The sequence below is a fragment of the Streptomyces sp. 1-11 genome, assembly GCF_007176755.1.
GTDB lineage: Bacteria > Actinomycetota > Actinomycetes > Streptomycetales > Streptomycetaceae > Streptomyces.
Window position 1 is genome coordinate 354,590 of the sequence record NZ_BJTV01000003.1, and the last position, 26,733, is coordinate 381,322.

The following is a 26,733-nucleotide window of genomic DNA, read 5'->3' on the forward strand; positions in this document are numbered from 1 at the left end:
GGCCCGGCCGCGCCCCGCGGCCATGAGGGAGGGCCCGGCGGAACACCGCCGGGCCCTCGTCGTTCGCCGCCGGGCGGACCGGCCCGCCCGGCCCGAGGCAGGGACTACAGGTACGGGCCGCCCGAACGGCCGCCCGTGCGCGGGTCGTCGCCGCCCTCGTGGCCCACGCCCGGCGGCAGCGCGCGGCGCATCTGCTCCAGCTGGGCGCGCGCGGCCATCTGCTGGGCGAACAGCGTCGTCTGGATGCCGTGGAACAGGCCCTCCAGCCAGCCCACCAACTGGGCCTGCGCGATGCGCAGTTCCGCGTCGCTCGGCGTGGTGTCGTCGGTGAACGGCAGCGACAGCCGCTCCAGCTCCTCGACCAGCTCCGGCGCCAGACCGTCCTCCAGCTCCTTGACCGAGCTGCGGTGGATGTCCTTGAGCCGGGCCCGGCTGGCCTCGTCCAGAGGAGCCACCCGGACCTCTTCGAGCAGCTGCTTGATCATGCTGCCGATCCGCATCACCTTCGCCGGCTGCTCGACCTGATCCGTCACCGGCGTCTCACGGGAGTCCTCGTCCCCGCCGCCGATCGCCATGCCGTCCTGGCCCACGACCAGGATCTGGGGATTCTCCGGCGACCGTTCGTTCCTCGGCATCTCCATGCCGCCATTGTCTCGCACGCCCTCACCTCATCACCGTGCTGCCCCCTCATGGGGCAGATCCACCCTTTAGCTCCGACGGAGCAATCCGGAATGCCCGGTCTGCCCCACGATGTGAGGCTGGCTGGCGTCGATGTTCGACGACTGGGCTCCGGGAGGTCACCGACGTGACTCCATGGCTGCGACTCACGCTCCGCCTCATACCACTGCTGCTCGCCCTCGCGACGGCGCCGGTGTACGGCACGGCCCCCGCGTACGGCGCGCGGGCCGACCCACCGGAACCGCCCATACCCGCGGCCCGGCCCGCCACGCCGGTCGACCCGGCCGCTCCGGCCGCTCCGGCCTCAGCCTCCCCGGCCGCTTCGCACCCCGCGTCCCACCCCCACGGCCACTCCCACGACCACTCCCGTCCGGCCGACGAGCCGTCCCGGGCCGGAAGCAGGGCCGGTGAGGGCCGGATGCGTCCCGGCCGCCCGGACGGGCCGGTCGCCGAGGTGGAGGGCGACGACGGCTCCGGGACGATGACCGGTGTCCCCGACCCCGCGGGTCCGCAGGAGCCGGAGACCGCCGACCTCCCCGCGGTCTCGGCGACCGCCTCCCTCCCGCCGGAGGAGGCCGGCCTGGACCCCGCCCGGCCCCCGCGGCCGACCGCGACGCGGAACGACGCGAGCCAGGACGCCTCCCCGGCCGGGCCGACGCTGAAGATCCTGCCGCTGGGGACCGGGCTGGTCCTCATCGGTCTCGGACTGGGCCTGGCGTTCCTGGGCCTGCGGATCCGCCGGAGCTGACCGGACGGGAGCGGCACGCCCAAGTGCGGCACCGTCACCCGCGCACGGTCGCGTACGCCGAGGTCACGGGGCGATCAGCAGCACCTTGCCGATGTGGCCGCTGGCCTCGACCACCCGGTGCGCCTCGGCCGCCTCCGGCATCGGCAGCTCACGGTCCACGACCGGCCGGACGTGCCCCCCGGCCAGCAGCGGCCACACGTGCTCGGCCACGGCGGCCACGATCGCGGCCTTCTCGCTCAGCGGGCGGGCCCGCAGCGAGGTCGCGCTGATCGCGGCCCGCTTGCTCAGCAAGGTGCCGATGTTCAGCTCGCCCTTGACCCCGCCCTGCATGCCGATGATCGCGAGCCGGCCGTTGACGGCGAGGGCCTGGACGTTGCGGTTCAGGTACTTGGCGCCCATGTTGTCGAGGATGACATCGGCGCCCGCGCCGCCCGTGGCCTGCTTGATCTCGGCGACGAAGTCCTGGTCGCGGTAGTTGATCAGGATGTCCGCGCCGAGCTGGGCGCAGTAGTCCAGCTTCTCCTTGGTCCCGGCGGTCACCGCGACCCTGGCTCCGACGGCCTTGGCGAGCTGGACGGCCATGGTGCCGATGCCGCTGGAGCCGCCGTGCACCAGCAGGGTCTCGGCCGGGCGCAGATGGGCGACCATGAAGACGTTGGACCAGACGGTGCAGACCACCTCGGGCAGCGCGGCCGCCTGCCTCAGGTCGACGCCCTCCGGCACCGGCAGCAACTGCCCGGCCGGCACCACGACCTTCTGGGCGTAGCCGCCGCCCGCGAGCAGCGCGCACACCTCGTCGCCCACGGCCCAGCCGGAGACCCCGGGGCCGAGCGCGGCGATCTTTCCGGAGCACTCCAGGCCGGGGTACGGGGACGCGCCCGGCGGCGGGTCGTAGAAGCCCTGCCGCTGCATGATGTCGGCGCGGTTGACGGCACTGGCCACCACCTCGACCAGTACTTCGCCTTCGCCGGGCACCGGATCGGGGACCTCGTCCCACACCAGCGCCTCGGGCCCACCAGGTTCGGGAATCGTGATCGCATGCATGCCCGTGACGCTACTCCTCACCGGCGCCCTCCCCGGGGCAGGCCCGCTCAGTCGCTCGGCAGCGGACGGTGATGCGGGGTGACCCGGGCGCCCGGGCTCACCCGGACGATGGTGATCAGACGGTCCGTCAGCTCCAGCGATCCGATGGACGGGTCGTCATAGCCGAGCACCCGGTGCCCGCGGACCACGCTGACCACGAGGTCGTCCGTCTCGCGCGGGCCCTTGCCCACCTCGGCGCGCACGACTGGCCGTTCCATGATGTCGAGACCGCTGCCCTGCTGGATCAGGTCCTCCATCACCATGCCGGCGGCCGGACTGAGCACGGACAGGCCGAGCAGCCGGCCGGCCGCGCCCGAGCTGGTGATGACCGCGTCGGCGCCCGACTGCTTGAGCAGCGGGGCGTTCTCCTCCTCACGGACCGCGGCCACGATCTTCGCGCTCCGGTTGAGCTGCCTGGCGGTGAGGGTGACCAGCACGGCGGTGTCGTCGCGCTGCGGGGCGACGATGATCTGCCGCGCCTTGTGCACCTCGGCCCGCCGGAGCACGTCACTGCGGGTGGCGTCACCTATGACACCCGCGAAGCCCTCGGCCGTCGCGGCGTCGACCGCCTTGGAGCTGGGGTCGACCACGACCACCTGCTCCGCCTTCAGGCCGGTGACGCAGACGGTCTGGATGGCCGACCGCCCCTTGGTGCCGTAGCCGATGACGACGGTGTGGTCGCGCAAGGTGGACCTCCAGCGGTTCAGGCGCCACTCCTCCCGGGTGCGTTCGGTGAGGACCTCCAGCGTGGTGCCGACCAGGATGATCAGGAACAGCACCCGCAGGGGCGTGATGACGAAGATGTTGGTGAGCCGGGCGCTGTCGCTGACGGGTGTGATGTCGCCGTACCCGGTGGTGGAGAGCGTGACGGTCGCGTAGTAGAACGCGTCCAGCAGGTCCACGGAGTTGTCGGAGCTGTCGCGGTAGCCGTCCCGGTCGGCGTAGACGACCAACGCGGTGACGACCAGCACCAACAGGGCCATGAGCAGCCGTTTGCCGACCTGGCGGATCGGGCGCTCCACGACCTTCCTGGGGAGCTGCACCCGCTGGGCCACCAGATGCTCGTCCGCTCGGCGGGCGATGGCGTCATGACCCGGAAGTTTCACGTGAAACACACCCCGATTCCCGCTGCGGCCCACGGCAGGTCCAGCAGCTCCGTCTCCTCCCCCTGCTGTGCCCCGCCCGGCGGCACGACGGCCATCGCGTCGGCGACCGCGATCCCGCGCAGCATGGCCGGACCGTTGTAGTGCAGCGGCACGGCACGGTCACCGCGCAGCACCACGGGCACGAGCCTGGTGTCGTAGGGATGTCCGTGCACCGCCTCGTCCAGCGTCAGCGTGTACGGCTCCGGGGCCGGGCGGGCGGCGAGGGTGCGCAGCAGCGGCTCGGCGAGCGTGAGCAGGCCGGAGACGGCCGCGAGGGGGTTGCCGGGCAGGCCGACGAGGTGCTGGTTCTCCTTGGTGCGGGCCAGCAGCATGGGGTGGCCCGGGCGCACCTTGACCCCGTCGACGAGGAGTTCGGCGCCGATGCGCTCCAACGTGGGGTGGACGTGGTCGACCGGTCCGGCGGCGGTTCCGCCGGTGGTCACCACGAGATCGGCCCGGGAGCCGGTGAGCGCCTTGCGCAGGGCCCCGGCGTCGTCCCCCAGCCGTCGTACGCCGATGACGTCGGCGCCCATCGCCCCCAGCCAGGGCGGCAGCATGGGGCCGAGCGCGTCCCGGATCAGTCCGTCGTGCGGACGTCCCTCGCTGAGCAACTCGTCGCCCAGGATCAGGACTTCCACACGGGGCCGCGGGACGGCGGTGACGGTGTCGTACCCGGCGGCCGCGGCCAGGCCCAGGACGGCGGGGGTGACGAGGGTGCCGACCGGGAGGAGCTGATCGCCACTGCGGCACTCCTGGCCGCGGGGACGGATGTCCTGACCGTGGTTCATGTCGCGGGTGGCGTGCAGCCTGCCCTGGGGGTCCGTGCGGCCGTGTTCGCTGCGCAGCACGGCGGTGGTGTCGGCCGGCACGCGTGCGCCGGTGGCGATGCCCACCGCCTCGCCGTCGGTGAGCGGTTCGGGCTGCGCGTGCCCGGCGAGCGCGCCCTGCTCCCGCACCGCCCAGGGGCCGGGTCCGGCGACCGCCCAGCCGTCCATGGCTGAGGTGTCGAAGGAGGGCAGGTCGGTGAGGGCGTCGAGCGGGGTGGCCAGGACCAGGCCGAGGGCGTCGGCGAGGGGGACGGAGACAGGGGTCCGGCGGCTGCCCGAGCGGGCTGCGCGGGCGGCGATCTCGCGGGCCCGGGGCCAGGCGGTGGCGCGGTGCCGTTCGTGCCGCCGGTCCTCGCCGGTGGCGGCGGGCACGGCCGCGCCGCCGTCGTCCTTGGGTTCCCTCACGAGGGCCAGGGCCTCCTCGACGTCGAGGTCGTCGCTGTCCTCGGCGGGCGCTCCGGCCCGGGTGCCGGGACTCATCGCGGTTCCGGAGCGGGCGCGCCCCCGGCGCTTTGCTGATCGCCGCCGCTCTCTTCCTCCCAGCGCAGCGCCAGCGCGGCGGCCTTGCGGGCGGCCTCGGCGACGGCTTCGGGGCCGCCTTCGGCCTGGGCGGCGGCGTAGCCGACGAGGAAGGTGGTCAGCGGCGCGGCCGGCCGGGCGACGCCGTGCGCGGCGTCGCGGGCCAGGTCGAGCAGAAGACCGGTGTCGACGTCCAGGTCGATGCCCAGTTCGTCCTTGACTGCGGAGATCCATTCATCCAACACGTGCCCATGCTCCCTGATGCGTGCCCTGGCGTCGGCGATGTCGTCCCAGGTGTCGCAGTCGAAGGACGCGAGCGGGTCCGGGACGCGGGTGAGCTGGAGGGCGCCGGTCAGCCTGCGCAGGGGCAGCCCGGTGAGACCGCCGTGCCCGGCGGCCAGAGCGGCCAGTTCGCGGCGCAGCGCGGCGGTACGGTAGGCGGCCACGAGCGGCTGGTCCCGGCCCTCGGCGTCGGTGAGCAGCGCGCCGTCGGCGCCGGTGTCCCGCAGGGCCGTCAACAGCCGCCGCACCGTGGCCGCTTCGAGGAACGGCAGGTCGGCGGAGAGGACGGCGGTGTACTCGGCGGTGGTCAGCCGCAGCCCGGCCTCCAGCGCGGCGACCGGCCCGCCCCCGGCGGGTTCCTCGCGGGCCCAGCACACCGGCCGGGCGGTGGGGCGGGCGCCGGCGACGACGACGGTCGTGGCCGCGCCGGCGCAGGCCGTGAGCACCCGGTCGAGCAGTGCCCGGCCGCCCACCCGTACCGCGGGCTTGTCGGCGCCGCCGAGCCGCCGGGCGGCACCGCCGGCCAGCACGACGGCGTCGTACGGCGCGGCGGTCCCGGGCGCGGCGGGGGCGTTCTCGGTCACCCCCCGAGTATGTCCTCTCAGGTTCTCGTCATGGACCGGGTGGGGGTCACAGGGTGCGCAGCAGCACCGCCGGCTGTTCCACGCAGTCCGCCACGTAGCGCAGGAAGCCGCCCGCCGTGCCGCCGTCGCACACCCGGTGGTCGAAGGTGAGGGAGAGCTGCACGACCTGCCGTACGGCCAGTTCACCGTCGTGCACCCACGGCTTGGGGACGATCCGCCCCACGCCGAGCATGGCTGCCTCGGGGTGGTTGATGATCGGGGTGGAGCCGTCGACGCCGAAGACGCCGTAGTTGTTCAGCGTGAAGGTGCCGCCGGTGAGGTCGCCGGGGGTCAGCGTGCCGGTCCGGGCGGCCTCGGTGAGCCGGGCGAACTCCGCGGTGAGCGACTCGGCGTCGCGCGCGTGCGCGTCGCGCACGACCGGGACGACCAGTCCGCGTTCGGTCTGCGCGGCGAACCCGACGTGCACCTGCGGGAGTTGGACTATCTCCCGGGCCTCGGTGTCGACGTAGGAGTTCAGCTCGGGGTAACGGGCGAGGGCGGCGGTGCAGATGCGGGCGAGGAGCGCCAGCAGGGAGATCTTCGGTCCCCCGGCGGCGTTCATCGCGGCTCGCGCGCGCATCAGATCCGTGGCGTCGGCGTCGACCCAGCAGGTGGCGTCGGGGATCTCCCGGCGGCTGCGGGAGAGCTTGTCGGCGACGGCGCCGCGGACGCCCTTGAGCGTGGTGCGGAGACCGTCGCGGGTCGGCGCGGCCGGGGAGACCCCGGTGGCGGGTGCCGCGGTGCCGGGGGCGGGAGCCGTCCCGGCGCGCAGGGCGTTCTCGACGTCGGCGCGCAGGATCAGCCCCTCGGGCCCCGAACCGGCGAGCTGCCGCAGGTCGAGGCCGCCCTCCCGGGCCAGCCGGCGCACCAGCGGGGAGATCACGGGCACCGGGCCTCCGGCTGGCGCGGAAGCGGGGGTGGGCGCGGACGCGGACGACGGGGTGGACGCGGACGACGGGGCGGGCGCGGGGCCGGAGGCCGGCGCGGACGGTTGCGCGGGCCGTGTACCGGCGGCCTGCTTCACCTTCCCGTTGGCGCCGGCCGCGCGCACCCTGCGCCTGCGGGCCGGGGCCTCGGAGGTTCCGTAGCCGACGAGGACGTTGCCCGAGCCGGCGTCCTCACCGGCCGCAGCGGGGCCCACCGCCACCGTCAGCAGCGGGGCGCCGACGGGCAGTTCGGTGCCCTCCTCGCCGTAGCGGGCGGTGACCACACCGCCGTAGGGACAGGGGACCTCGACCATCGCCTTGGCGGTCTCGACCTCCACGACCGGCTGGTCGACGGCGACGACGTCGCCGACCCGCACCAGCCAGCGGACGATCTCCGCCTCGGTCAGGCCCTCGCCGAGGTCGGGCAGCTTGAACTCCAGCACCTGTGCCATCAGCCCTCGGCCTCCCACTGCAGGCGGGCCACGGCGTCCAGGATGCGGTCGACGCCGGGCAGGTGGTGCCGCTCCAGCATGGGCGGCGGATACGGGATGTCGAAGCCGGCCACCCGCAGCACCGGGGCCTCCAGGTGGTGGAAGCAGCGCTCGGTGACCCGGGCCGCGATCTCGCCGCCCGGACCGCCGAACCCGGTGGACTCGTGCACCACGACGGCGCGCCCGGTGCGCCGCACGGCCGCGCAGACGGTCTCCTCGTCGAACGGCACCAGGGAGCGCAGGTCGAGGACCTCGAGGTCCCAGCCCTCCGCCCGGGCGGCCTCGGCGGCCTCCAGGCAGACCGGCACGGACGGGCCGTAGGTGATCAGCGTCGCGCTGGTGCCGGGCCGCCGCACGACCGCGCGCCCGATGGGCTCGACGTCGGTGGGCTGCTCGGGGTTCCAGGAGTCCTTGGACCAGTACAGCCGCTTGGGCTCCAGGAACACGACCGGGTCGTCGGATGCGATGGCCTGGCGCAGCAGCCCGTAGGCGTCGGCGACCGTCGCCGGGGTGACGACGTGCAGACCCGGGGTGGCCATGTAGTAGGCCTCGGAGGAGTCGCTGTGGTGCTCGACGCCGCCGATGCCGCCGCCGTAGGGCACCCGGACGGTGATCGGCAGCGGCATCCGGCCGCGCGTGCGGTTGCGCATCCGCGAGACATGGCTGACGAGCTGCTCGAACGCCGGGTAGGCGAAGGCGTCGAACTGCATCTCCACCACCGGGCGCAGGCCGTACATGGCCATGCCGACGGCGGTGCCGAGGATGCCCGCCTCGGCGAGCGGGGTGTCGGTGCAGCGGTCCTCGCCGAACTCCTTGGCGAGTCCGTCGGTGACCCTGAAGACCCCGCCGAGGGTGCCGACGTCCTCGCCCAGGACGTGCACGCCCGGGTCGGCCGCCATCGCGTCGCGCATAGCGCGCGTGAGGGCCTGCGCCATGGTGGCGGGCTTGACGGCGACGGTGGTCATCGAAGGTCGCCTTCCTGGCCGTCCTGCTCGGCCTCGAGTTCGGCGCGCAGCTGGGCGCGCTGTTCACGCAGTTGCGAGGTGGTCTCGGCGTAGACGTGGTCGAAGATGTCCATGGGGTTGAGCTCGGGGTCCTGGTTCATGCGTTCCCGCAGATCGGCGGCCATCGCCTCGGCGTCCTGACGGGCGGCCTCGCGGCCGGCGTCGTCGAGCAGGCCCCGTGTGGTGAGCTCCCGCTCCAGCAGCTCGACCGGGTCGTGCGCCCGCCAGGCCTCGACCTCGGCGTCGCCGCGGTAACGGGTGGCGTCGTCGGCGTTGGTGTGCGCGTCGATGCGGTAGGTCACCGCCTCGACCAGCGTCGGTCCGCCGCCCGCGCGGGCCTGCCGTACGGCGTCGCTGAGGACCTCGTGCACGGCGGCCGCGTCGTTGCCGTCGACCAGCCGGCCCGGCATGCCGTAGCCGACGGCCTTGTGGGCCAGCGAGGGCGCCGCGGTCTGCTTGGCGAGCGGGACGGAGATGGCGAAGCCGTTGTTCTGCACCAGGAAGACCACCGGCGCCTGCCAGACGGCGGCGAAGTTCAGGGCCTCGTGGAAGTCGCCCTCGCTGGTGCCGCCGTCTCCGATCATGGCCAGCGCGACCACGTCGTCGCCCTTGAGGCGGGCGGCGTGCGCGAGTCCGACGGCGTGCGGGAGCTGGGTGGCCAGCGGGGTGCTGAGCGGGGCCACCCGGTGGGCCTGGGGGTCGTAGCCGTTGTGCCAGTCGCCGCGCAGCAGCGTGAGCACCTCGACCGGGTCCACGCCCCGGGCGACGACGGCGAGGGTGTCGCGGTAGCTGGGGAACAGCCAGTCGCGCTCCTCCAGGGCCAGGGCGGCGGCGACCTCGCAGGCCTCCTGGCCGGTGCTGGAGGGGTAGACCGCGAGACGGCCCTGCTTGGTCAGCGCGGTGGCCTGGGTGTTGTAGCGGCGGCCGCGCACGAGCTGTGCGTACAGCCGGCGCAGCAGTTCCGGATCGGCCTTCGCGGCGGTCTCGGTGCCGAGGACGCGATAGGGCTCGGCGTCGGGCAGCAGCGGCGCGGGGTCCATACGGGGCTGCCAGGCGGGCGGCGGCGATGGCCGGTACGCGCCCCGCTGCTCCATGACCGTCATGACGGCACCTCCTCGTGGGAGTGGCTACGGGAGGCGTGTCAGCTGTGACCCGCCTCACCTACCGATTGTTCGGTCGCCGGCACATTTTGGCTACAGGCCCGGGCAGGCTGTGGACAAACGGTTCTCCACATCCTGCAATGAACGCAGGACGTCCACGACGGCGAAGCGGGGGGACATGACAGCTGAACAAATGGCCGACGGGCCGCAGGACGGCACGGCCCCGCCCCCGCGCCCGCTGGACGCGATCGACCAGGACATCCTGAAAATCCTGCAGGCGGACGGCCGTGCCTCCATACGGTCCGTCGCCGAGCGCGTCCACGTCTCCCGCGCCAACGCCTACGCACGCATCAACCGGCTGATCGACGACGGGGTGATCAGGGGGTTCAGCGCGCGGGTGGACCACGAGCGGGCCGGGCACGGCACCTCGGCCTACATCACGCTGAAGATCGTCCAGAACACCTGGCGCACGGTCCGCGAGCAGCTCAGGCAGTTGCCCGGCGCCTCGCACATCGCCCTGGTGGGCGGCGACTTCGACGTGCTGCTGCTGGTGCACACGCCCGACAACAGGGCGCTGCGCGAGCTGGTGCTCACCCGGCTCCAGGCGATCCCCGAGGTGCTCAGCACCCGCACGCTGCTGGTGTTCGAGGAGGAGGACCTGGAGCCGGAGACCTGATTCCGCCCGTGCCCGAGGGCTGAGCCGCGGTGGACGGGGCCTCAGACCTGCCGCAGGCCCGAGAAGGCGACCCGGACCACCGCGTCGGCCACCTCGCGGCCGCTGACGCCCCGGCCGTCCGGCCGGTACCACTCCGCGATGGAGTTGATCATCCCGAAGACCAGCCGGGTGGCCAGGCGCACCTCCACGTCTCCGCGCACGTCCCCGTCGGCGGCCGCCGCCTTCAGCAGTCCGGCGACCCGGTGGTCGAAGTCGCGGCGCCGCTCCAGCGCCCAGCGCTCGGTCTCGGTGTTGCCGCGCACCCGCAGCAGCAGCGTCACGTACGGCAGCTCGGATATGAGCACCTCGACCATGCGCCGCACGACGTGCTCGAGCCGGTCGACGGACCGCCCCGCGCGCGCGGGCTCCTCCTCGAGGATCGCGAACAGCCCGTCCAGCGCCCGGCTGACGGCCCGCCGCAGCAGTTCCTCCTTGCCGCTGACGTGGTGGTAGATCGAGGACTTGGAGATGCCGGCGGCGCGGGACAGGTGCTCCATGGAGGTGCCGTCGTAACCGCGCTCGATGAAGACCTGCACGGCGACCGAGAGCAGCGTCTCGGGGGTGTACGTGTCGCGCTTGGCGGTGGTCATGGGGTGCCCTCCCGCTTGTCGGTGGCGTACGCGTGACGGTAGAGCGCGAGGGACGGCGCGTACCGGCCGGAGGGGTCGCGCAGGTGCAGGTCGTCCAGGAGGTCGTAGGCCCAGCCGTGGCCCAGCCGGCGGCTCCACTCGAAGGGGCCGAGCGGGTAGTTGACGCCCAGCCGCATCGCGGTGTCGATGTCCTCCTCGGTGGCCACGCCCTTGGCGACGGCGTCGTGGGCGAGGTCCACGATCCGGGCGACCGTGCGGGCGACGATCATGCCGGGGACGTCGCCGATGACGCTGACGTCCTTGCCGAGCGCCTGGAAGAGGCCGGTGGCCTCGGCGAGAGTGGCCGGCGAGGTGTCCTTCGAGGCGGACAGGGCGACGCGGGTGGCCCGGCGGTAGTCGAGGGCGAGGTCGAAGTAGACGACGTCGCGGAACTCCACGGAGGTCTGGCCGTCGGCGAGCACCAGCTGGCCGCCGCTCGGCAGCACCAGGCGGGTGCCGTGGTCCTCGTCCTCCTCGCGCACCTGGATGCCCGCCTCGCGGATCATCGCGAGCAGTTCGGCGGCGGGGCCGAGTCCGCCCTCTGCGGTGACGTGGGCGGGCGGCTGCCGCTTCTCGGCGGTGTGCGGCTCGGGGCGCTCGGCGCCCTCGGCGTAGTCGTACCAGCCGTGCCCCGCCTTGCGGCCGAGGCGGCCGGACTCCACGAGGCGGCGCTGGGCGAGGGAGGGTGTGAAGCGGACGTCCTGGAAGAAGGACCGCCACACGGAGTGGGTGACGGACTCGTTGACGTCCTGCCCGATCAGGTCGGTCAGCTCGAACGCGCCCATCCGGAAGCCGCCGCACTCGCGCAGGACCGCGTCGATGGTGGCGGGGTCGGCGGCCTGGGCCTCGTACACCGCGAACGCCTCGGCGTAGAACGGCCGGGCGATGCGGTTGACGATGAAGCCGGGGGTGTCCGCGCAGGCCACCGGGGTCTTCCCCCAGGCACGCGCGGTCTCGTACGCGCGCGTGGCGGACGTGACGTCGGTGGCGAACCCGGAGACGACCTCGACCAGCGGCAGCAGCGGGGCCGGGTTGAAGAAGTGCAGGCCCAGGAAGCGGCCGGGGTTTCGCAGGGCGCCGCCGATCGCCGTCACCGACAGGGAGGAGGTGTTGGTGGCGAGCAGGCAGTCCTCGGAGACGACGTCCTCCAGCTCGCCGAAGAGCTGCTGCTTGACCTCCAGCCGTTCCAGGACGGCCTCGACGACCAGCGCGCAGTCGGCCAGTTCGGCCATGCTCGCCGCGGGGGTGAGCCGGGCGCGGGCCGCGTCCCGCTCGGCGGCGCTGAGCCGGTCCTTCTCCACGAGCCGGTCGAGGCGGGCGCCGATCGCGTCGGCCGCCTCCCGGGCCCGCCCGGGCAGGGCGTCGTAGAGCCGCACGGGGTGGCCGGCCACCAGCGCGACCTGGGCGATGCCCTGGCCCATGGTGCCGGTGCCGACGACGGCCACGGGGCTGCTGAGGTCGAGTGCTGTCATGTGCGCGATCCTCCCGCACGGGGTTGTCCACAGATGCGGCAGGCCCCCTTGTCCCGACCGATCGTTCGGTTACTCTAGCCCTGTCCGCCCGTTCCTGCCTCTGTTTCCGCCCAGGTCATGAACTCGACGAAGAGTTCCTGAGACGAGGAGTTGGTCCCGCATGGCCGCCGAACTGACCGCGCACGACCTGATCGCCAGGCACCGGCCCACTCTCGACCAGGCCCTGGAAGCGATCCGCACGCGCGCGTACTGGTCCCCGCACCCCGAGCACCCCAAGGCGTACGGCGAACTGGGCAGCCTGGACGCGGCAGCCGGCAAGGCCGCCTTCGACGCCGTCCTCGGCACCCGTCTCGACCTCGGCCAGCCCGGCACGGACGACTGGGTGGGCGGCGAGGTCTCCCCGTACGGCATCGAGCTCGGCGTAACCTACCCGCACGCGGACCTCGACGTGCTGCTGCCGGCGATGCGGGCCGGACAGCGCGCCTGGCGGGACGCGGGCGCGGAGACGCGGGCGGTGGTCTGCCTGGAGATCCTCAAGCGGATCAGCGACCGGACGCACGAGTTCGCGCACGCGGTCATGCACACCAGCGGGCAGGCCTTCCTGATGGCGTTCCAGGCCGGCGGCCCGCACGCCCAGGACCGCGGCCTGGAAGCCGTGGCGTACGCGTACGTGGAGCAGGTCCGCACGCCCGACACCGCCGAGTGGACCAAGCCGCAGGGCAAGCGCGACCCGCTGGCGCTGACCAAGCGCTTCACGCCGGTTCCGCGCGGCATCGGCCTGGTCATCGGCTGCAACACCTTCCCGACCTGGAACGGCTTCCCGGGCCTGTTCGCCTCGCTGGCGACCGGCAACGCGGTCCTGGTCAAGCCCCACCCGCGCGCGGTGCTGCCGCTCGCGCTGACCGTGCGCATCGCGCGGGAGGTGCTCACGCAGGCCGGCTTCGACCCCAACCTCGTGGCACTGGCCGCCGAGCGTCCCGGCGAGGGCATCGCCAAGACCCTCGCCACCCGCCCAGAGATCCGCATCATCGACTACACCGGGTCGACGTCGTTCGGCGACTGGCTGGAGGCCAACGCCCGCCAGGCGCAGGTCTACACGGAGAAGGCCGGCGTCAACACGGTCGTCGTGGAGTCCACCGACGACTACAAGGGGATGCTGTCCAACCTGGCCTTCTCGCTGTCCCTGTACAGCGGCCAGATGTGCACGACACCGCAGAACCTGCTGATCCCGCGCGAGGGCATCCGCACCGACGAGGGCCACCGGACCTTCGACGAGGTGACCGCCGACCTCGCCCGCGCCGTCGACGCCCTGCTCGGCGACGACGCGCGCGCGAACGCCCTGCTGGGCGCGATCGTCAACCCCGACGTCAAGGCCCGACTGGAGGCGGCCGCCGGTCTGGGCGAGGTCGCCCTCGCCTCCCGGGAGGTCACCAACCCGGACTTCCCGGGCGCGGTGGTCCGCACGCCGGTGATCGTCAAGCTGGACGGCGCCCGCAAGTACTGGGAGAGGACGGACGACGAGGCCGCCTACATGAGCGAGTGCTTCGGCCCCGTCTCCTTCGCCGTCGCGGTCGACTCGGTGGCCGACGCGGTGGAGCTGCTGCGCCGCACGGTCCGCGAGAAGGGCGCCATGACGGTCGGCGCGTACACCACCGACCCGGAGGCCGAGCGGGCCATCGAGGAGGTCTGCCTGGAGGAGGCCGCCCAGCTCTCGCTCAACCTGACCGGCGGGGTGTACGTGAACCAGACGGCCGCCTTCTCCGACTTCCACGGCTCGGGCGGCAACCCGGCGGCGAACGCGGCCCTCACCGACGGCGCGTTCGTGGCCAGCCGCTTCCGGGTGGTCGAGGTCCGCCGCGAGGCCTAGGAGTCCGTGACCGCCGGGGGCGCCTTGGCCGCGCCCCCGGTGGCGCTCCAGTGGTAGAGCGTCATGGCCACGCTGGTGGCCAGGTTGTAGCTGGAGACCTGGGGGCGCATCGGCAGCGCCAGCAGGTGGTCGGCCCGCCCGCGCACCTCGGCGGACAGCCCGCTGCGCTCCGAGCCGAAGGCCAGCACGGCGTCGTCGGGCAGCGTGACGCCCCGGATGTCCTCGCCCTCCGGGTCGAGGGCGAACAGCGGTCCCGCGGGCAGTTCGCCGGCGCCGAGCCGCTCCACGGCCGTCGCGAAGTGCAGCCCCGCACCGCCGCGCACCACGGTGGGGTGCCAGGGGTCGAGGGTGCCCGTGGTGACGACTCCGGTCGCCCCGAAACCGGCGGCCAGCCGGATCACGGCGCCGGCGTTGCCCAGGTTGCGCGGGTTGTCGAGGACCACGACGGGCGCCTCGCGGGGCATGCGGGCGAGTGCGCGCAGGTTCGCCTCACGGGACGGCCGCACGGCCAGCGCCGCCACCCCGGTCGGGTGGGGCCGTGGCACGAGCGAGGCGTACGTCGCCTCGGGCACCTCGGTCAGCAGTTCGTCCAGGGCGTCCCTGACGTCCCCGGCCAGCTCCTCGGCGAGCGCGAGCGCCGCCCCGCGGTCGGTGGTGACCGCCACCGGGACCGGAGCGCCGAAGCGCAGCGCGTGCTTGAGGGCGTGGAAGCCGTCCAGCAGCACGGCGGTGCCGGCGCTCGCACGCCAGCGGGCCAGGGGATCGGTCATGCGCCGAACCCTACGCGTCCCGGCGCACGCTCCCCGGACGAGCCCGGCGCGCTCTGCCCGGACGGGCCCGGTTCGCCCTCCGCGGAGGCGCGCGGCGCCGGCAGCACGGGGTTCGCGTCCCGGCCGCGCCGCACCAGCCGCCCACGCGCGCGTGCCGCCCAGCCGCCGAGCAGCAGCAGGACGGACGTGGGCAGGAAGACGGCGTCCGCCGTGATCATCGCCAGCGAGAAGAACGGCAGCCCCAGGACGACCGCGATCACCGCGTGCTCGAGCATCATCAGGACCAGCAGGACGTTCTTCACCCGCCGGTTGAACAGCGTGAACGGGAAGGCGACCTGCACGATGACCGTGCCGTAGGTGACGGCCATCATGATCGTGCCGCTGGAGGACATCAGGTCGGCCAGGGCCGGCCAGGGCGAGAAGTAGTCCAGGTGGAGCGGGTAGTAGACGGCGGTGCCGTCCTGCCAGCGCGAGCCCTGGATCTTGTACCAGCCGGCCGTCGCGTAGATCAGGCAGGCCTCCGCCATGATTACGAACAGGGCGCCGTTGTGCAGGACGTTGGCGATCACGTCCAGCAGGATGCGGGGCTCCTCGGACCGGGCGCCGCGCCGCACGAGCGCCCACAGGCCGAGCGCGGCCCACACCGTCCACAGCAGCGAGGGCACCAGCCACCCGTTGTCGTACAGCCGGCCCGCCAGCGTCACCCCGGCGAGCATCAGGCCCAGCACCGCCCACAGCACGGGACCCAGCCGGTCGGGACGCGCCCGCTCCCCGCGCGCGCGTGCGGCCGCCTCGCGGGCCGCCCGCCGCGCGTCCAGCGACCACACCTGCCCGCAGCGGGTGAACACCAGGTAGAAGGACATCAGGTGCAGGACGTTGTCGCCGCCGTCGCCCATGAAGACGCTGCGGTTCTGCAGCGAGAGCACTCCCACCATGAAGAGCACGGAGGCGGTCCGGGTGCGCCAGCCGAGCAGCAGCGCCACGCTGGCGAGGATCGCCAGCAGGTAGAAGATCTCGAACCAGGCTCCCGCGCCGGACCACCTCAGGGCCGTGAAGGCGTGGTTCTCGTCGGTGAGCTGCCGGCCGAGGTCCCAGCTCCAGGGGCCGTCGGGGCCGTACATCTCCCGGCGGTGCGGGAACTCGCGCAGCAGGAACAGCAGCCAGGTGCCGGAGAAGCCGATGCGGATCACGGCGCTTTGGTACGGGCCGAGCGCCGACTCGGTGACGCGGGCGATGCCCCGCGACAGTGTCAGGGACGGGGCGTTCACGCCACACCTCCGGAGGCCTCGTCGGCGGTCACCGTCCACCAGGGCAGCACACGGTAGGCGGGCTTGTCGGAGAACTGTTCACGGCTCCACACGGGCGGCTGCACACCGGTGGTCCGGGAGCGGACCTGCACACGCTGGACGACGCCCTCCCGGCCGATCCCGTCCTCCCGGTGCAGGCGCATCACCACGATCCGGCGCATGTAGGTCTCGGACAGTGCGCCGCGCAGGCCCACCGGCCGGTTGTCGGTGCCGTGCGTGGCGGCGAGGAAGTCCCAGGCGCGGCGCAGCTCGTTCTGCTGGGTGTGGCTCGGCAGCAGGTTCCCGTCGATCGCTGCGCCGTCGCGCGCCGAGAGGTCCCGCCAGCCGGTGGTGCGCAGATCACCGTCCTTCGTCCGCACCTCGGCGCGGACCTGCACGGCTATGTTCTGCTGCAGCGGATTGGGGGCGAAGAGCTTCCAGTTCTGTTCGAACTCCGGGTAGACCCAGTCCTCGATCGCCTTGCCGTGCTGCTTGGTCACCGTGTTCGCGGGCGCGAGGCTCAGGAACACCATGCCCAGATGCACACAGGCGGCGACGGCGACGGCCGCCAGCGCCACCGCCGCTCCGACCTGGTAGCGGGGGGAGAGGGCGGCGACACCGGTACGGGGCGGGGCGGGCGGGCCCACCGCCACCCCGGCACCACCGGCCGCACGGTCCGCGCCCGAGGCGCCGGCCACGTCAGCACGGACGTTCGCCGACTCGCCCGCGTCTGTGCCCTCAGCCGCTGACTCACCAGCGTCCGTCCCCACGGCCGACGACTCCTCGGCAGCCGCTCCCGCAGCCGACGACTCATTCGCATTCGCGCCCGCGGCCCGCCGCTCACCCGCGTCCCCGCCTGCGGCCGGAGAACCCTCCCCGTCCGGGACCACGGCCGAGGATTCGCTCCCCTTCGCGACCACGGCCGAGGATTCGGTCCCCTCCGATCCGCCGGCCGGCGGTTCCTGGCCGTCCGCCCCGCCGGCCGCCGACGGCCCGCCGCTCCCCGCCGCGCCGGTTTCAGGAGGCCCCTGCCCGTCCGTGCCGCTCTCCGGGAGACGCGCCCCCCTCGACCCGTCCGGCCCCCGCCGGTTGTGCGAGTCCTCGTCGTACGCGTCCATTCCGCCCCGATCCCCGATTTCCGCCGACGTCGTACGGCCGCCCGCCACAGGCGCCGCGTGGTTCACGGGCGCCACTGCTCGGCGCCCGCACGGAACGGTACTCAGCCGCGCCCACCGGGCGCAGCCCCGGGGAAGCCACCGGCGCCCCGGCCGGTGCCACCTCGTCTCCCGGACGGGCGTCCGTCCGCCCTCCGCCCGTGCGGTGCGACCGGCCGTCCGCCACCGCACGGACCGTCGCGGGTGGGCCCTGCCCGGCCGGACGGACCTCGCCCGGAGGGTCCGGCCGTCACCGACCGACAGGTGGCCGGCGAGCCGCTCGCGGGGTTTTCCACAGCGGTTGACAGCGGCAGCGGCCCGGCACACCATTGACTCGCACGGACCGAACGATCGGTCGGGACAGTGTCCGCAGCAGAGCCCGAGGTCAGGGGGACCGCATGGCCACAGCAGCCGCGCAGCGCACGGCACGCACGAACGCCGACGGCACACCGGAAACCGCCGGAGACCCGGCGGCGTACCAGCACGCCTTCGACGCGGCCGTGGCCGCCGACGAACGCATCGAGCCCCGCGACTGGATGCCCGACGCGTACCGCGCGACGCTCGTCCGGCAGATCGCCCAGCACGCGCACTCCGAGATCATCGGCATGCAGCCGGAGGCCAACTGGATCACCCGGGCGCCCTCGCTGCGCCGCAAGGCGATCCTGATGGCCAAGGTCCAGGACGAGGCCGGGCACGGGCTGTACCTCTACAGCGCGGCCGAGACCCTCGGCACCAGCCGCGACGAACTTCTCGACAAGCTGCACAGCGGCCGCCAGAAGTACTCCTCGATCTTCAACTACCCCACCCTGACCTGGGCCGACGTCGGCGCCATCGGGTGGCTGGTGGACGGCGCCGCCATCACGAACCAGGTCCCGCTGTGCCGCTGCTCCTACGGGCCCTACGCCCGCGCGATGGTGCGCATCTGCAAGGAGGAGTCCTTCCACCAGCGGCAGGGCTACGAACTGCTGATGGCCCTCAGCAACGGCACCCCCGAACAGCACGCCATGGCGCAGGACGCGGTGGACCGCTGGTGGTGGCCCTCGCTGATGATGTTCGGCCCGCCCGACGACGCGTCCCAGCACTCGGCCCAGTCCATGGAGTGGAAGATCAAGCGCCACTCCAACGACGAACTGCGCCAGCGCTTCGTCGACATCTGCGTGCCCCAGGCCGAATCCCTCGGCCTCACCCTCCCGGACCCGGACCTGCGCTGGAACGAGGAGCGGGGACAGCACGACTTCGGCGCCATCGACTGGACGGAGTTCTGGGCGGTCCTCAAGGGCGACGGACCCTGCAACGAACAGCGCATCACCCAGCGCAGGCGCGCCCACGACGAGGGCGCATGGGTGCGCGAGGCGGCCGCGGCGTACGCGGCCAAGCACACCGGCAGCACCGGCAGCACCGGCGGGACGGGAGAGACACGAGGATGACCGACACCGACTGGCCCCTGTGGGAGGTCTTCGTGCGCTCCCGCCGCGGCCTCTCCCACACCCACGCCGGCAGCCTGCACGCGCCCGACGCCGAACTGGCCCTGCGCAACGCGCGCGACCTGTACACCCGGCGCGGCGAGGGCGTCTCGATCTGGGTCGTGCCGGCCGCCGCGGTCACCGCGTCCTCCCCCGACGAGAAGGACCCGTTCTTCGAGCCGGCCGCCGACAAGCCCTACCGGCACCCGACCTTCTACGAGATCCCGGAAGGGGTGAAGCACCTGTGACCGCCACCGTCCCCGTGACCGCCGCGCTCGCCCTCGGCGACGACGCGCTGGTGCTCTCCCACCGCCTGGGGGAGTGGGCCGGGCACGCCCCCGTCCTGGAGGAGGAGGTCGCCCTCGCCAACATCGCGCTCGACCTGCTCGGCCAGGCCCGCGTGCTGCTGTCGATGGCCGGCGACGAGGACGAACTCGCCTACCTGCGCGAGGAGCGGGCCTTCCGCAACCTCCAGCTCGTCGAGCAGCCGAACGGCGACTTCGCCCACACCATCGCCCGCCAGCTCTACTTCTCCACCTACCAGCACCTGCTCTACGGCGAACTGGCCGCCTCCGACGGACCGTTCGCGCCGCTGGCGGCGAAAGCCGTCAAGGAGGTCGCCTACCACCGCGACCACGCCGAGCAGTGGACCCTGCGGCTCGGCGACGGCACCGAAGACAGCCACGAGCGGATGCGGCGGGCCTGCGACGCGCTGTGGCGGTTCACCGGCGAGATGTTCCAGCCGGTCGAGGGGCTGGACGCCGACCGGGCGGCCCTGGAGCAGGTCTGGCTGCGCTCCGTGACGGACGTACTGGAGCGGGCCACCCTGGCCGTGCCGGAGGGACCGCGCACCGGCGCCTGGTCGGCGGGCGCCGGCCGGCAGGGCCTGCACACCGAGCCGTTCGGGCGGATGCTGGCCGAGATGCAGCACCTGCACCGCAGCCACCCGGGGGCGTCGTGGTGACGGCCACCGCGCTGGAGGCGGAACTGCTGGAGCTGGCCGGATCGGTGCCCGACCCCGAACTGCCCGTGCTCACGCTCCAGGACCTGGGCGTCGTACGCGCGGTGCACCTGCGCGGCGCCGACACGGCCGAGGTCGACCTCACCCCGACCTACACCGGCTGCCCCGCCATCGAGGCGATGAGCCTGGACATCGAGCGGGTACTGCGCGCCCACGGCATACGCGACGTCACCGTCCGCACCGTGCTCAGCCCCGCCTGGACGACCGACGACATCACCGCCGAAGGCCGCCGCAAACTCCGGGAGTTCGGCATCGCTCCCCCGCGCGCGACCCGTGAACGCGGCCCGGTGGCGCTGGCCCTCGGCCCGACGAGGACCGCGGAGGACGGCGACCCCGTCAGCTGCCCGCACTGCGGGTCCGCCGACACCGAGCTGCTGAGCCGGTTCTCCTCCACCGCGTGCAAGGCGCTGCGCCGCTGCCTGTCCTGCCGCGAACCGTTCGACCACTTCAAGGAGTTGTGATGGCGCGCTTCCACCCGCTCCAGGTGGCCGCGGTCGACCGGCTCACCGACGACTCCGTCGCACTCACCCTCACCGTCCCGCCGGAGTTGCGCGAGGAGTACCGGCACGCGCCCGGCCAGCACCTCGCCCTGCGGCGGCGCGCGGACGGCACCGAGATCCGGCGGACGTACTCGATCTGCTCCCCGGCCCCCGATCCGGCCGGAGAGGGCCCGAGCACACTGCGGGTGGGGGTGCGCCTTGTCGAGGGCGGCGCCTTCTCCACGTACGCGCTGAAGGAGATCGGTGTAGGGGACGAGCTGGAGGTGATGACCCCCGCCGGGCGCTTTTCCCTGGAACCGGCGCCGGGCCTGTACGCCGCGGTCGTCGGCGGCAGCGGCATCACCCCCGTGCTGTCGATCGTCGCCACGCTGCTGGCGCGTGAGCCGGAGGCCCGGTTCTGCCTGATACGCGGGGACCGCACGGCCGCCTCGACGATGTTCCTCGATGAGGTCGCCGACCTGAAGGACCGCTATCCGCAGCGGCTGCAACTGGTCACCGCGCTCTCCCGGGAGGAGCAGCAGGCGGGCTTGCCGTCCGGCCGGCTCGACCGGGAGCGGCTGACGGGACTGCTGCCCGCGCTGCTGCCCGTCCAGCGCGTGGCGGGCTGGTTCCTGTGCGGGCCCTACGGGCTGGTCGACGGCGCGGAGCGCGCGCTGCGCGAGCTGGGCGTGGACCGCTCCCTGATCCACCAGGAGATCTTCCACGTGGACGGGGGACCGGCCCCGTCTGCCGCCGCGTCGGCGCCCGCGCACAGCACCGTCACCGCCCGGCTCGACGGGCGCGGCGGCACCTGGCCGGTGCAGGACGGCGAGTCCCTGCTGGACACCGTGCTGCGCAACCGCCCCGACGCCCCGTACGCCTGCAAGGGCGGGGTGTGTGGAACCTGCCGGGCCTTCCTCGTCACGGGCGAGGTCCGCATGGACCGCAACTTCGCCCTGGAGACGGAGGAGACCGAAGCCGGTTATGTGCTGGCCTGCCAGTCGCACCCGCTGACGGAGAAGGTGGAGCTGGACTTCGACCGCTGAGCCTCCCGACCGGCACGGCGGGAAGCCCAGGAAGACAGACCCGAAGCCCCACCGGCCCGGCCGACCCGCTCGGCCCGGTCCGGCCGACCCGCTCGGGCCGGCCGGGCCGGACAGCGGGGATCCGGCCGACCGGCCGGGGTCGGGCCGCCTTGGCTCAGACGACGGCGCCCGGCGCCCCGGCGTCGGTGACCACGGGACGGCCCGCGGCCTGCCACACCTGCATGCCGCCGTCGACGTTCACCGCGTCGACGCCCTGCTGGATCAGGTACATGGTGACCTGTGCCGAACGCCCCCCGGACCGGCAGATCACATGCACCCGGCCGTCCTGCGGGGCGGCCTCGGTCAGCTCGCCGTAGCGGGCCACGAACTCACTCATGGGGATGTGCAACGCGCCTTCGGCGTGACCGGCCTGCCACTCCTCGTCCTCACGGACGTCCAGCAGGAAGTCGTCGTCCTTGAGGTCGGTGACCCCGACGGTGGGCACCCCAGCTCCAAAACTCATGCCTCCGACGCTACCGGAAGGACGGCCGGATCAGCCCTGGGCCAGCAGGGCGGCCAGCTCCGTCTCCCGCTGCTCGATGTCGGCGCGCAGCCGGCCGGCGATCTCGTCGAGCAGGCCGTCGGGGTCGTCCGGGGCCAGCCGCAGCATGCCGGCGATGGCGCCGTCCTCGAGTTCGCGGGCGACCAGCGTGAGCAGTTCCTTGCGCTGGGAGAGCCACTCCAGCCGGGCGTACAGCTCGTCGGCGGGGCTCGGCCGGCGCTCGGGCGGCACCGGGCCCGCCGCCCACTCCTCGGCCAGCTCCCTGAGCAGCGCCTCGTCGCCCCGGGCGTAGGCGGCGTTGACGCGGCTGATGAACTCCTCGCGCCGCTGCTGCTCCTCTTCCTCCTGGGCGAGGTCGGGATGGGCCTTGCGGGCCAGCTCGCGGTAGAGCTTGCGGGCCTCCTCGCTGGGCCGCACCCGCTCGGGAGGACGCACCGCCTGTTCGGTGAGCATGGCGGCGGCCTCCGGGAACAGGCCGTGGCCGTCCATCCAGCCGTGCAGCAGCTCCTCGACCCCGGGGATCGGCAGCACGTGCGCCCGGGCCTCCTCGGCCCGGCGGATGTCCTCCGGGTCCCCGGTGCGGGCCGCTCTCGCCTCGGCGATCTCCGCGTCCAGGTGCTCGATGCGCAGATAGAGCGGGCCGAGCTTCTGATCGTGCAGCCGGGAGAAGTTCTCGACCTCGACGCGGAAGGTCTCCACGGCGATCTCGTACTCGATCAACGCCTGCTCGGCTGCCCGTACGGCCTGTTCCAGCCGTTCCTCGGGCCGCGGTGCCTGGGACTGCTCAGCTTCCGGGGTCGTCACCCGCCCAGCGTAGGCCACGGCCGGAATCCGCCGCCCCGGACGGCCCGGTTCACCCGTGCGGCGCCGGGTCGGGGCAGTCGGCCGGTACCCACTCGGCCACCAGGTCCCGGCAGGCGACCACCAGCGTGCCCGGCCGGCGGGCCGGCTCGTGGGTACAGCCGGCCGGGGCCGGGAGCATCTCGTCGAGGATCACCTCGCCGAGGGAGGCGGGGTCGCAGCCGCCGAGGACGTCGGGCTGGAACCGGAGACCCCGGTGCAGCGCACGAGGAGGTCCTCGTCGCGCTCGAAGCGGTTGTGCCGGAAGCGGATCTCGACATCCACACCGCCGTGGCGGCGCACCCGGGACGGCAGCAGGTCCCGCACACAGCGTCTGCCGCCGGGGTCATAGTGCCCGGGGTCGGTGGCGAACGCACGGGCGCCCGGCGGAGGTTCCGCCGCGAGCGCGGGCAACCGCTCCAGGCAGGACCGGGGATCGGCGAGCCCCGTCTCCTCCCCCTCGCCGCCGCCCAGTTCGACGTGCCTCACCGCGCCACCCCCGTCACACCCCCGTCACACCCCGGTCTCGGCCGCGATCCGCCCCGCGCGCACCCCCGCCACCAGTTCCCCGTGGTCCGCCTCCGTGCGGTCGGCGTAGGCGACGGCGAAGGCGGCGACCGCCTCGTCCAGTTCCTCGTTCTTGCCGCAGTAGCCGGCGATCAGTCGCGGGTCCGCGCTGTGGGCGTGGGCCCGGGCCAGCAGGGCGCCGGTCATGCGGCCGTAGTCGTCGATCTGGTCGGCGGCGAGCGCGGCCGGGTCGACGCTGCCCTTGCGGTTGCGGAACTGGCGCACCTGGAACGGCCGCCCGTCGACCGTCGTCCAGCCGAGCAGGATGTCACTGACCACCTGCATCCGCTTCTGCCCCAGGACCACCCGGCGCCCCTCGTGCTCCACCGCCGGCGCCCGGAAGCCGGCCGCGGCCAGATGCGGGACGAGCGCCGACGGACGGGCCTCCTTCACCTGGAGCACCAGCGGCTCCCCGCGATGGTCCAGCAGCAGGACCACGTACGAGCGGGTGCCCACACTGCCCGTGCCGACCACCCGGAAGGCCACGTCGTGCACCGCGTGCCGGGCCAGCAGCGGCAGCCGGTCCTCGGAGAGGGTGGACACGTACGGCCCGAGCGCGGCGGCCACCGCGGCCGCCTCGGCGTCCGGGACCCGGCGCAGCACCGGCGGCGCGTCGACGAAGCGCCGCCCGCCGTCCTGCGTCTCCTCCGTCGATCTGGCCGCGAACCGGCCGCTGGTGTTGGCGCGCGCCTTCTCCGAGACCCGCTCCAGCGTGCCGAGCAGGTCGTGGGCGTCGCTGTGGGAGACCAGCTCCTCGTCCGCGATGGCGTTCCAGGCGTCCAGCACGGGCAGCCGGGCCAGCAGCCGCATGGTGCGCCGGTAGGCGCCCACCGCGTCCCGGGCGGCCTCCCGGCAGGTGTCCTCGTCGGCGCCCGCCTCACGGCCGGCCAGCACCAGCGAGACGGCGAGCCGCTTCAGATCCCACTCCCAGGGACCGTGCACCGTCTCGTCGAAGTCGTTGAGGTCGATGACCAGGCGGCCGCGGGCGTCGCCGTACAGGCCGAAGTTGGCCGCGTGCGCGTCACCGCATATCTGGGCGCCGATCCCGGTCACCGGGGTACGCGCCAGGTCGTACGCCATGAGCCCGGCGGAGCCGCGCAGGAAGGCGAACGGGGTGGCCGCCATCCTGCCCGCGCGTATCGGCGTCAGCTCGGGGAGGCGGCCGGCGTTGGACTCCGTCACCGCGGTGACCGCGTCCGGGCGGCCGGCGCCGGAGTCGAGCATGCGGTGCGCGTCACGCGGGACGGCGGCCCGCAGCGCCTTCCCCCGCTTCTTCGGCGAACCCTGCGCCGGCCACTGGGCGAACCCGCTCACCCGCGGCAGCCGGGACACCGGCACCGCCCGCTCCGCCGTCTCCACACCGGTTCCCGTCACCGAGACCGCCTCCCCCGCCCGCACCCTCGAACATCAACTCGTGCAGACCGTACAGCCGTCGACCGGAACGCGTCAGACCCTGTGGACAACCGGAAGCCGGTGGAAAAACCCCTCCCCCGGAGGACCGCCGCACCCCTGAGAGCTTCCTCACAGCGGCGGGAACACCAAAACGGCTACGGGCCCACCGTTTTCACGATGGGCCCGTAGCCTCTGTGTGCGCGAGGGGGGAGTTGAACCCCCACGCCCTTGCGGGCACTGGAACCTGAATCCAGCGCGTCTGCCTATTCCGCCACCCGCGCATTGGGTGTGTCTTCCGGCTTCTGCCCTTGCGGGCTGGCCCCTTCCGACATCCAGAACATTAGCACGTCGTACGGGGTGGGTTCACATCCCTTACCTGCCGCCCGGCCGGGTAGGGAGGTGGCAGGCGGCGGCCGCGTCTCGGGGAAGACCTGTTCACGTATCAACCTCGTACCGGTCCCGGCCATCTCCCCAGGAGGAGGCCCGGGTCCACAGCCGGGTGCGGGACACTGGTCCTTGCCCGCCTCTACGATCCTTGCCTGGAGGAGTTCGAAGGGGAGCCGCTGGGGGAACCGGCTGATTGCCGGACGCGTAGATACGATCAGTGAGCAGTACGGGCGGAACAGCGGCCCACAACAGGCACAGAGCAGGGCAAGGCATATCGGCAGCGACGGAGGAGGTGCCCCATGGGAGTCCTGAAGAAGTTCGAGCAGCGTCTCGAAGGTCTGGTCAACGGCACCTTCGCCAAGGTCTTCAAGTCCGAGGTCCAGCCCGTGGAGATCGCCGGCGCGCTCCAGCGCGAGTGCGACAACAACGCCACCATCTGGAACCGCGACCGCACGGTCGTGCCCAACGACTTCATCGTGGAGCTGAGCGCGCCGGACCACGAGCGCCTCAGCCCCTACTCCGGGCAGCTCGGCGACGAGCTGGCCGGCATGGTGCGCGACTACGCCAAGCAGCAGCGCTACACCTTCATGGGCCCGATCAAGGTCAACCTGGAGAAGGCCGACGACCTGGACACCGGCCTGTACCGGGTGCGCAGCCGCACCCTGGCCTCCTCCAGCAGCCAGCAGGCGCCCTCCGCCCCGCCCGCCGGACGCCCCGGCCCCGCCCAGAGCGGCTACGGCTACCCGCCCGCCGCTCCCGCCGGAGCGCCCCCCATGCCGGCCGCGCCGCCGCCCGGCACCCGCCCCGGCGGCTACGGTTACCCCCAGCCCGCCACCCAGCGGCCGGCGGCCGCACCCATGAGCGGCGGGCGCACCCGCTACTGGATCGAGATCAACGGCAGCCGCCACCAGATCTCCCGCCCGACCCTGGTGCTGGGCCGCAGCACCGAGGCCGACGTGCGGATCGACGACCCCGGCGTCTCCCGCCGGCACTGCGAGATCCGGACCGGAACGCCCTCGACGATCCAGGATCTCGGCTCCACCAACGGCATCGTGGTGGACGGGCAGCACACCACCCGCGCTACGCTCCGCGACGGCTCGCGGATCGTCGTGGGCAGCACCACCATCATTTACCGGCAAGCCGAAGGGTGAAGCGGGGGCAATGTCAGAGCTGACCCTCACGGTCATGCGGCTGGGTTTCCTGGCCGTACTGTGGCTGTTCGTGATCGTGGCCGTGCAGGTCATCCGGAGTGACCTGTTCGGTACACGCGTCACCCAGCGCGGAGCGCGCAGGGAGGCGGCACGGCCGCAGCAGGCCGCCCGGCAGCAGTCCGCGCCTCCGCAGCAGCGCGGCCAGCAGAGCGGCGGCCGGCGCGGCCGCAACGCGCCCACCAAGCTGGTCGTGTCCGAGGGCACCCTCACCGGCACCACCGTCGCGCTGCAGGGCCAGACCATCACCCTGGGCCGGGCGCACGACTCCACGATCGTGCTGGACGACGACTACGCCTCCAGCCGCCATGCCAGGATCTACCCGGACCGCGACGGCCAGTGGATCGTCGAGGATCTCGGCTCCACCAACGGCACCTACCTGGACCGGTCCCGGCTGACGACTCCCACGCCGATCCCGCTGGGCGCGCCGATCCGCATCGGCAAAACCGTCATCGAGCTGCGGAAGTAGT

General features: G+C 73.4%; 28 protein-coding genes and 1 tRNA gene. 10 read left to right on the forward strand and 19 right to left on the reverse strand.

Translation table 11 applies throughout. The annotated features are described in order from the left end of the window. Positions 1–104: 104 nt before the first annotated feature. Complete coding sequence (locus TNCT1_RS08655; RefSeq protein ID WP_143630103.1) at positions 105–641, reverse strand: bacterial proteasome activator family protein; 537 nt, start codon at positions 639–641, stop codon at positions 105–107. Between the two features lie 164 nt (positions 642–805). Here TNCT1_RS08655 and TNCT1_RS08660 point away from each other — a divergent pair, with 164 nt between their 5' ends. Continuing rightward, positions 806–1,426: a hypothetical protein gene (locus TNCT1_RS08660; RefSeq protein WP_143630105.1), complete on the forward strand. Its 621-nt coding sequence runs from the start codon at positions 806–808 to the stop codon at positions 1,424–1,426. Between the two features lie 63 nt (positions 1,427–1,489). Here the strand turns inward: TNCT1_RS08660 and TNCT1_RS08665 are convergent, their stop codons facing one another. The 7 genes from TNCT1_RS08665 to pdhA are packed head-to-tail and all read right to left on the reverse strand — an operon-like array spanning position 1,490 to position 9,429. Next, on the reverse strand, positions 1,490–2,470 hold the full coding sequence (locus TNCT1_RS08665) for an NAD(P)H-quinone oxidoreductase (RefSeq protein WP_143630107.1): 981 nt from the start codon (positions 2,468–2,470) through the stop codon (positions 1,490–1,492). A gap of 47 nt (positions 2,471–2,517) precedes the next feature. Beyond that, on the reverse strand, positions 2,518–3,615 hold the full coding sequence (locus tag TNCT1_RS08670) for a TrkA family potassium uptake protein (protein WP_143630109.1): 1,098 nt from the start codon (positions 3,613–3,615) through the stop codon (positions 2,518–2,520). Continuing rightward, complete coding sequence (locus tag TNCT1_RS08675) at positions 3,612–4,961, reverse strand: molybdopterin molybdotransferase MoeA (RefSeq protein WP_143630111.1); 1,350 nt, start codon at positions 4,959–4,961, stop codon at positions 3,612–3,614. Before TNCT1_RS08675 ends, TNCT1_RS08670 begins: the two co-directional genes overlap by 4 nt. Beyond that, positions 4,958–5,866, reverse strand: a complete 909-nt coding sequence (locus TNCT1_RS08680) for an NTP transferase domain-containing protein (RefSeq protein WP_143630113.1) — start codon at positions 5,864–5,866, stop codon at positions 4,958–4,960. The genes TNCT1_RS08675 and TNCT1_RS08680 overlap by 4 nt, the downstream gene beginning before the upstream one ends. 46 nt (positions 5,867–5,912) lie before the next feature. Further along, complete coding sequence (locus tag TNCT1_RS08685; RefSeq protein WP_143630115.1) at positions 5,913–7,283, reverse strand: dihydrolipoamide acetyltransferase family protein; 1,371 nt, start codon at positions 7,281–7,283, stop codon at positions 5,913–5,915. Next, complete coding sequence (locus tag TNCT1_RS08690) at positions 7,283–8,287, reverse strand: alpha-ketoacid dehydrogenase subunit beta (protein WP_143630117.1); 1,005 nt, start codon at positions 8,285–8,287, stop codon at positions 7,283–7,285. The genes TNCT1_RS08685 and TNCT1_RS08690 overlap by 1 nt, the downstream gene beginning before the upstream one ends. Beyond that, a complete protein-coding gene (gene pdhA / locus TNCT1_RS08695; RefSeq protein ID WP_143630119.1) occupies positions 8,284–9,429 on the reverse strand; it encodes a pyruvate dehydrogenase (acetyl-transferring) E1 component subunit alpha in 1,146 nt (381 codons plus the stop codon). Before pdhA ends, TNCT1_RS08690 begins: the two co-directional genes overlap by 4 nt. Positions 9,430–9,619: 190 nt before the next feature. Between pdhA and TNCT1_RS08700 the strand changes: the two genes are divergently transcribed. Then, the gene (locus tag TNCT1_RS08700; protein ID WP_143630448.1) at positions 9,620–10,102 is read left to right on the forward strand and encodes an Lrp/AsnC family transcriptional regulator; all 483 of its coding nucleotides are present in this window, start codon (positions 9,620–9,622) and stop codon (positions 10,100–10,102) included. Between the two features lie 41 nt (positions 10,103–10,143). Here the strand turns inward: TNCT1_RS08700 and TNCT1_RS08705 are convergent, their stop codons facing one another. Both TNCT1_RS08705 and TNCT1_RS08710 read right to left on the reverse strand, forming a co-directional pair. After that, positions 10,144–10,731 carry a TetR/AcrR family transcriptional regulator gene (locus TNCT1_RS08705; RefSeq protein ID WP_143630121.1) on the reverse strand — a complete coding sequence of 196 codons (588 nt, stop codon included), beginning with the start codon at positions 10,729–10,731 and terminating at the stop codon, positions 10,144–10,146. Next, positions 10,728–12,242, reverse strand: coding sequence for a 3-hydroxyacyl-CoA dehydrogenase (locus TNCT1_RS08710; protein ID WP_143630124.1), 1,515 nt, complete (start codon positions 12,240–12,242; stop codon positions 10,728–10,730). Before TNCT1_RS08710 ends, TNCT1_RS08705 begins: the two co-directional genes overlap by 4 nt. A 160-nt stretch (positions 12,243–12,402) precedes the next feature. Here TNCT1_RS08710 and paaN point away from each other — a divergent pair, with 160 nt between their 5' ends. Further along, the gene (gene paaN, locus TNCT1_RS08715; RefSeq protein WP_143630127.1) at positions 12,403–14,109 is read left to right on the forward strand and encodes a phenylacetic acid degradation protein PaaN; all 1,707 of its coding nucleotides are present in this window, start codon (positions 12,403–12,405) and stop codon (positions 14,107–14,109) included. Here paaN and TNCT1_RS08720 read toward each other — a convergent pair. Genes TNCT1_RS08720 through TNCT1_RS08730 form a run of 3 tightly spaced genes read right to left on the reverse strand, consistent with a single transcriptional unit; the run spans position 14,106 to position 16,818 of the window. Next, positions 14,106–14,879, reverse strand: coding sequence for an RNA methyltransferase (locus TNCT1_RS08720; RefSeq protein ID WP_143630129.1), 774 nt, complete (start codon positions 14,877–14,879; stop codon positions 14,106–14,108). The two genes, paaN and TNCT1_RS08720, sit on opposite strands and share 4 nt — an antisense overlap. Beyond that, on the reverse strand, positions 14,876–16,147 hold the full coding sequence (locus TNCT1_RS08725; RefSeq protein WP_235902430.1) for an HTTM domain-containing protein: 1,272 nt from the start codon (positions 16,145–16,147) through the stop codon (positions 14,876–14,878). Before TNCT1_RS08725 ends, TNCT1_RS08720 begins: the two co-directional genes overlap by 4 nt. Next, entirely contained in the window at positions 16,144–16,818 is a 675-nt protein-coding gene (locus TNCT1_RS08730) for a DUF5819 family protein (RefSeq protein WP_373920465.1), read from the reverse strand. Before TNCT1_RS08730 ends, TNCT1_RS08725 begins: the two co-directional genes overlap by 4 nt. 899 nt (positions 16,819–17,717) lie before the next feature. Between TNCT1_RS08730 and paaA the strand changes: the two genes are divergently transcribed. Genes paaA through TNCT1_RS08755 form a run of 5 tightly spaced genes read left to right on the forward strand, consistent with a single transcriptional unit; the run spans position 17,718 to position 21,328 of the window. Continuing rightward, positions 17,718–18,746 (forward strand): 1,2-phenylacetyl-CoA epoxidase subunit PaaA, encoded by a 1,029-nt coding sequence (paaA, locus tag TNCT1_RS08735; protein WP_143630133.1) that lies wholly within the window; start codon positions 17,718–17,720, stop codon positions 18,744–18,746. Then, positions 18,743–19,030, forward strand: a complete 288-nt coding sequence (gene paaB, locus TNCT1_RS08740) for a 1,2-phenylacetyl-CoA epoxidase subunit PaaB (protein ID WP_143630135.1) — start codon at positions 18,743–18,745, stop codon at positions 19,028–19,030. The genes paaA and paaB overlap by 4 nt, the downstream gene beginning before the upstream one ends. Next, positions 19,027–19,746 (forward strand): 1,2-phenylacetyl-CoA epoxidase subunit PaaC, encoded by a 720-nt coding sequence (gene paaC / locus TNCT1_RS08745; protein WP_143630137.1) that lies wholly within the window; start codon positions 19,027–19,029, stop codon positions 19,744–19,746. The genes paaB and paaC overlap by 4 nt, the downstream gene beginning before the upstream one ends. Next, positions 19,740–20,264 carry a 1,2-phenylacetyl-CoA epoxidase subunit PaaD gene (gene paaD / locus TNCT1_RS08750; RefSeq protein WP_143630139.1) on the forward strand — a complete coding sequence of 175 codons (525 nt, stop codon included), beginning with the start codon at positions 19,740–19,742 and terminating at the stop codon, positions 20,262–20,264. The genes paaC and paaD overlap by 7 nt, the downstream gene beginning before the upstream one ends. After that, positions 20,264–21,328 carry a 2Fe-2S iron-sulfur cluster-binding protein gene (locus tag TNCT1_RS08755; protein ID WP_143630140.1) on the forward strand — a complete coding sequence of 355 codons (1,065 nt, stop codon included), beginning with the start codon at positions 20,264–20,266 and terminating at the stop codon, positions 21,326–21,328. The genes paaD and TNCT1_RS08755 overlap by 1 nt, the downstream gene beginning before the upstream one ends. Positions 21,329–21,482: 154 nt before the next feature. Here the strand turns inward: TNCT1_RS08755 and TNCT1_RS08760 are convergent, their stop codons facing one another. The 6 genes from TNCT1_RS08760 to TNCT1_RS08780 all read right to left on the reverse strand — a co-directional run bounded on the left by TNCT1_RS08760 (position 21,483) and on the right by TNCT1_RS08780 (position 24,949). Next, positions 21,483–21,830, reverse strand: coding sequence for a rhodanese-like domain-containing protein (locus TNCT1_RS08760; RefSeq protein ID WP_143630142.1), 348 nt, complete (start codon positions 21,828–21,830; stop codon positions 21,483–21,485). 30 nt (positions 21,831–21,860) lie between these two features. Beyond that, positions 21,861–22,673 carry a hypothetical protein gene (locus TNCT1_RS08765; RefSeq protein ID WP_143630150.1) on the reverse strand — a complete coding sequence of 271 codons (813 nt, stop codon included), beginning with the start codon at positions 22,671–22,673 and terminating at the stop codon, positions 21,861–21,863. Positions 22,674–22,722: 49 nt separating this feature from the next. Then, positions 22,723–22,866: a hypothetical protein gene (locus TNCT1_RS36190; protein WP_235902432.1), complete on the reverse strand. Its 144-nt coding sequence runs from the start codon at positions 22,864–22,866 to the stop codon at positions 22,723–22,725. Beyond that, positions 22,863–23,198 (reverse strand): hypothetical protein, encoded by a 336-nt coding sequence (locus tag TNCT1_RS08770; protein ID WP_235902434.1) that lies wholly within the window; start codon positions 23,196–23,198, stop codon positions 22,863–22,865. Before TNCT1_RS08770 ends, TNCT1_RS36190 begins: the two co-directional genes overlap by 4 nt. Positions 23,199–23,222: 24 nt before the next feature. Beyond that, positions 23,223–24,650 (reverse strand): DUF2252 domain-containing protein, encoded by a 1,428-nt coding sequence (locus tag TNCT1_RS08775; RefSeq protein ID WP_143630151.1) that lies wholly within the window; start codon positions 24,648–24,650, stop codon positions 23,223–23,225. A gap of 215 nt (positions 24,651–24,865) precedes the next feature. Further along, positions 24,866–24,949, reverse strand: a tRNA-Leu gene (locus TNCT1_RS08780). A 405-nt stretch (positions 24,950–25,354) separates the two neighbouring features. Here TNCT1_RS08780 and TNCT1_RS08785 point away from each other — a divergent pair. Then, a complete protein-coding gene (locus tag TNCT1_RS08785; RefSeq protein WP_143630153.1) occupies positions 25,355–26,206 on the forward strand; it encodes a DUF3662 and FHA domain-containing protein in 852 nt (283 codons plus the stop codon). A gap of 10 nt (positions 26,207–26,216) precedes the next feature. After that, entirely contained in the window at positions 26,217–26,732 is a 516-nt protein-coding gene (locus TNCT1_RS08790) for an FHA domain-containing protein (protein WP_143630155.1), read from the forward strand. Position 26,733: the final 1 nt, after the last annotated feature.

Bases quoted from the DNA above. Each gene is read 5' to 3' on its own strand.
- TNCT1_RS08665 (WP_143630107.1), bottom strand. From the start codon at position 2,470: ATGCATGCGATCACGATTCCCGAACCTGGTGGGCCCGAGGCGCTGGTG.
- paaN (WP_143630127.1), top strand. From the start codon at position 12,403: ATGGCCGCCGAACTGACCGCGCACGACCTGATCGCCAGGCACCGGCCC.
- TNCT1_RS08690 (WP_143630117.1), bottom strand. From the start codon at position 8,287: ATGACCACCGTCGCCGTCAAGCCCGCCACCATGGCGCAGGCCCTCACG.
- pdhA (WP_143630119.1), bottom strand. From the start codon at position 9,429: ATGACGGTCATGGAGCAGCGGGGCGCGTACCGGCCATCGCCGCCGCCC.
- TNCT1_RS08785 (WP_143630153.1), top strand. From the start codon at position 25,355: ATGGGAGTCCTGAAGAAGTTCGAGCAGCGTCTCGAAGGTCTGGTCAAC.
- TNCT1_RS08755 (WP_143630140.1), top strand. From the start codon at position 20,264: ATGGCGCGCTTCCACCCGCTCCAGGTGGCCGCGGTCGACCGGCTCACC.
- TNCT1_RS08710 (WP_143630124.1), bottom strand. From the start codon at position 12,242: ATGACAGCACTCGACCTCAGCAGCCCCGTGGCCGTCGTCGGCACCGGC.
- TNCT1_RS08720 (WP_143630129.1), bottom strand. From the start codon at position 14,879: ATGACCGATCCCCTGGCCCGCTGGCGTGCGAGCGCCGGCACCGCCGTG.
- TNCT1_RS08705 (WP_143630121.1), bottom strand. From the start codon at position 10,731: ATGACCACCGCCAAGCGCGACACGTACACCCCCGAGACGCTGCTCTCG.
- TNCT1_RS08685 (WP_143630115.1), bottom strand. From the start codon at position 7,283: ATGGCACAGGTGCTGGAGTTCAAGCTGCCCGACCTCGGCGAGGGCCTG.
- TNCT1_RS08790 (WP_143630155.1), top strand. From the start codon at position 26,217: ATGTCAGAGCTGACCCTCACGGTCATGCGGCTGGGTTTCCTGGCCGTA.
- paaB (WP_143630135.1), top strand. From the start codon at position 18,743: ATGACCGACACCGACTGGCCCCTGTGGGAGGTCTTCGTGCGCTCCCGC.
- paaA (WP_143630133.1), top strand. From the start codon at position 17,718: ATGGCCACAGCAGCCGCGCAGCGCACGGCACGCACGAACGCCGACGGC.
- TNCT1_RS08700 (WP_143630448.1), top strand. From the start codon at position 9,620: ATGGCCGACGGGCCGCAGGACGGCACGGCCCCGCCCCCGCGCCCGCTG.
- TNCT1_RS08675 (WP_143630111.1), bottom strand. From the start codon at position 4,961: ATGAGTCCCGGCACCCGGGCCGGAGCGCCCGCCGAGGACAGCGACGAC.
- TNCT1_RS08760 (WP_143630142.1), bottom strand. From the start codon at position 21,830: ATGAGTTTTGGAGCTGGGGTGCCCACCGTCGGGGTCACCGACCTCAAG.
- TNCT1_RS08655 (WP_143630103.1), bottom strand. From the start codon at position 641: ATGGAGATGCCGAGGAACGAACGGTCGCCGGAGAATCCCCAGATCCTG.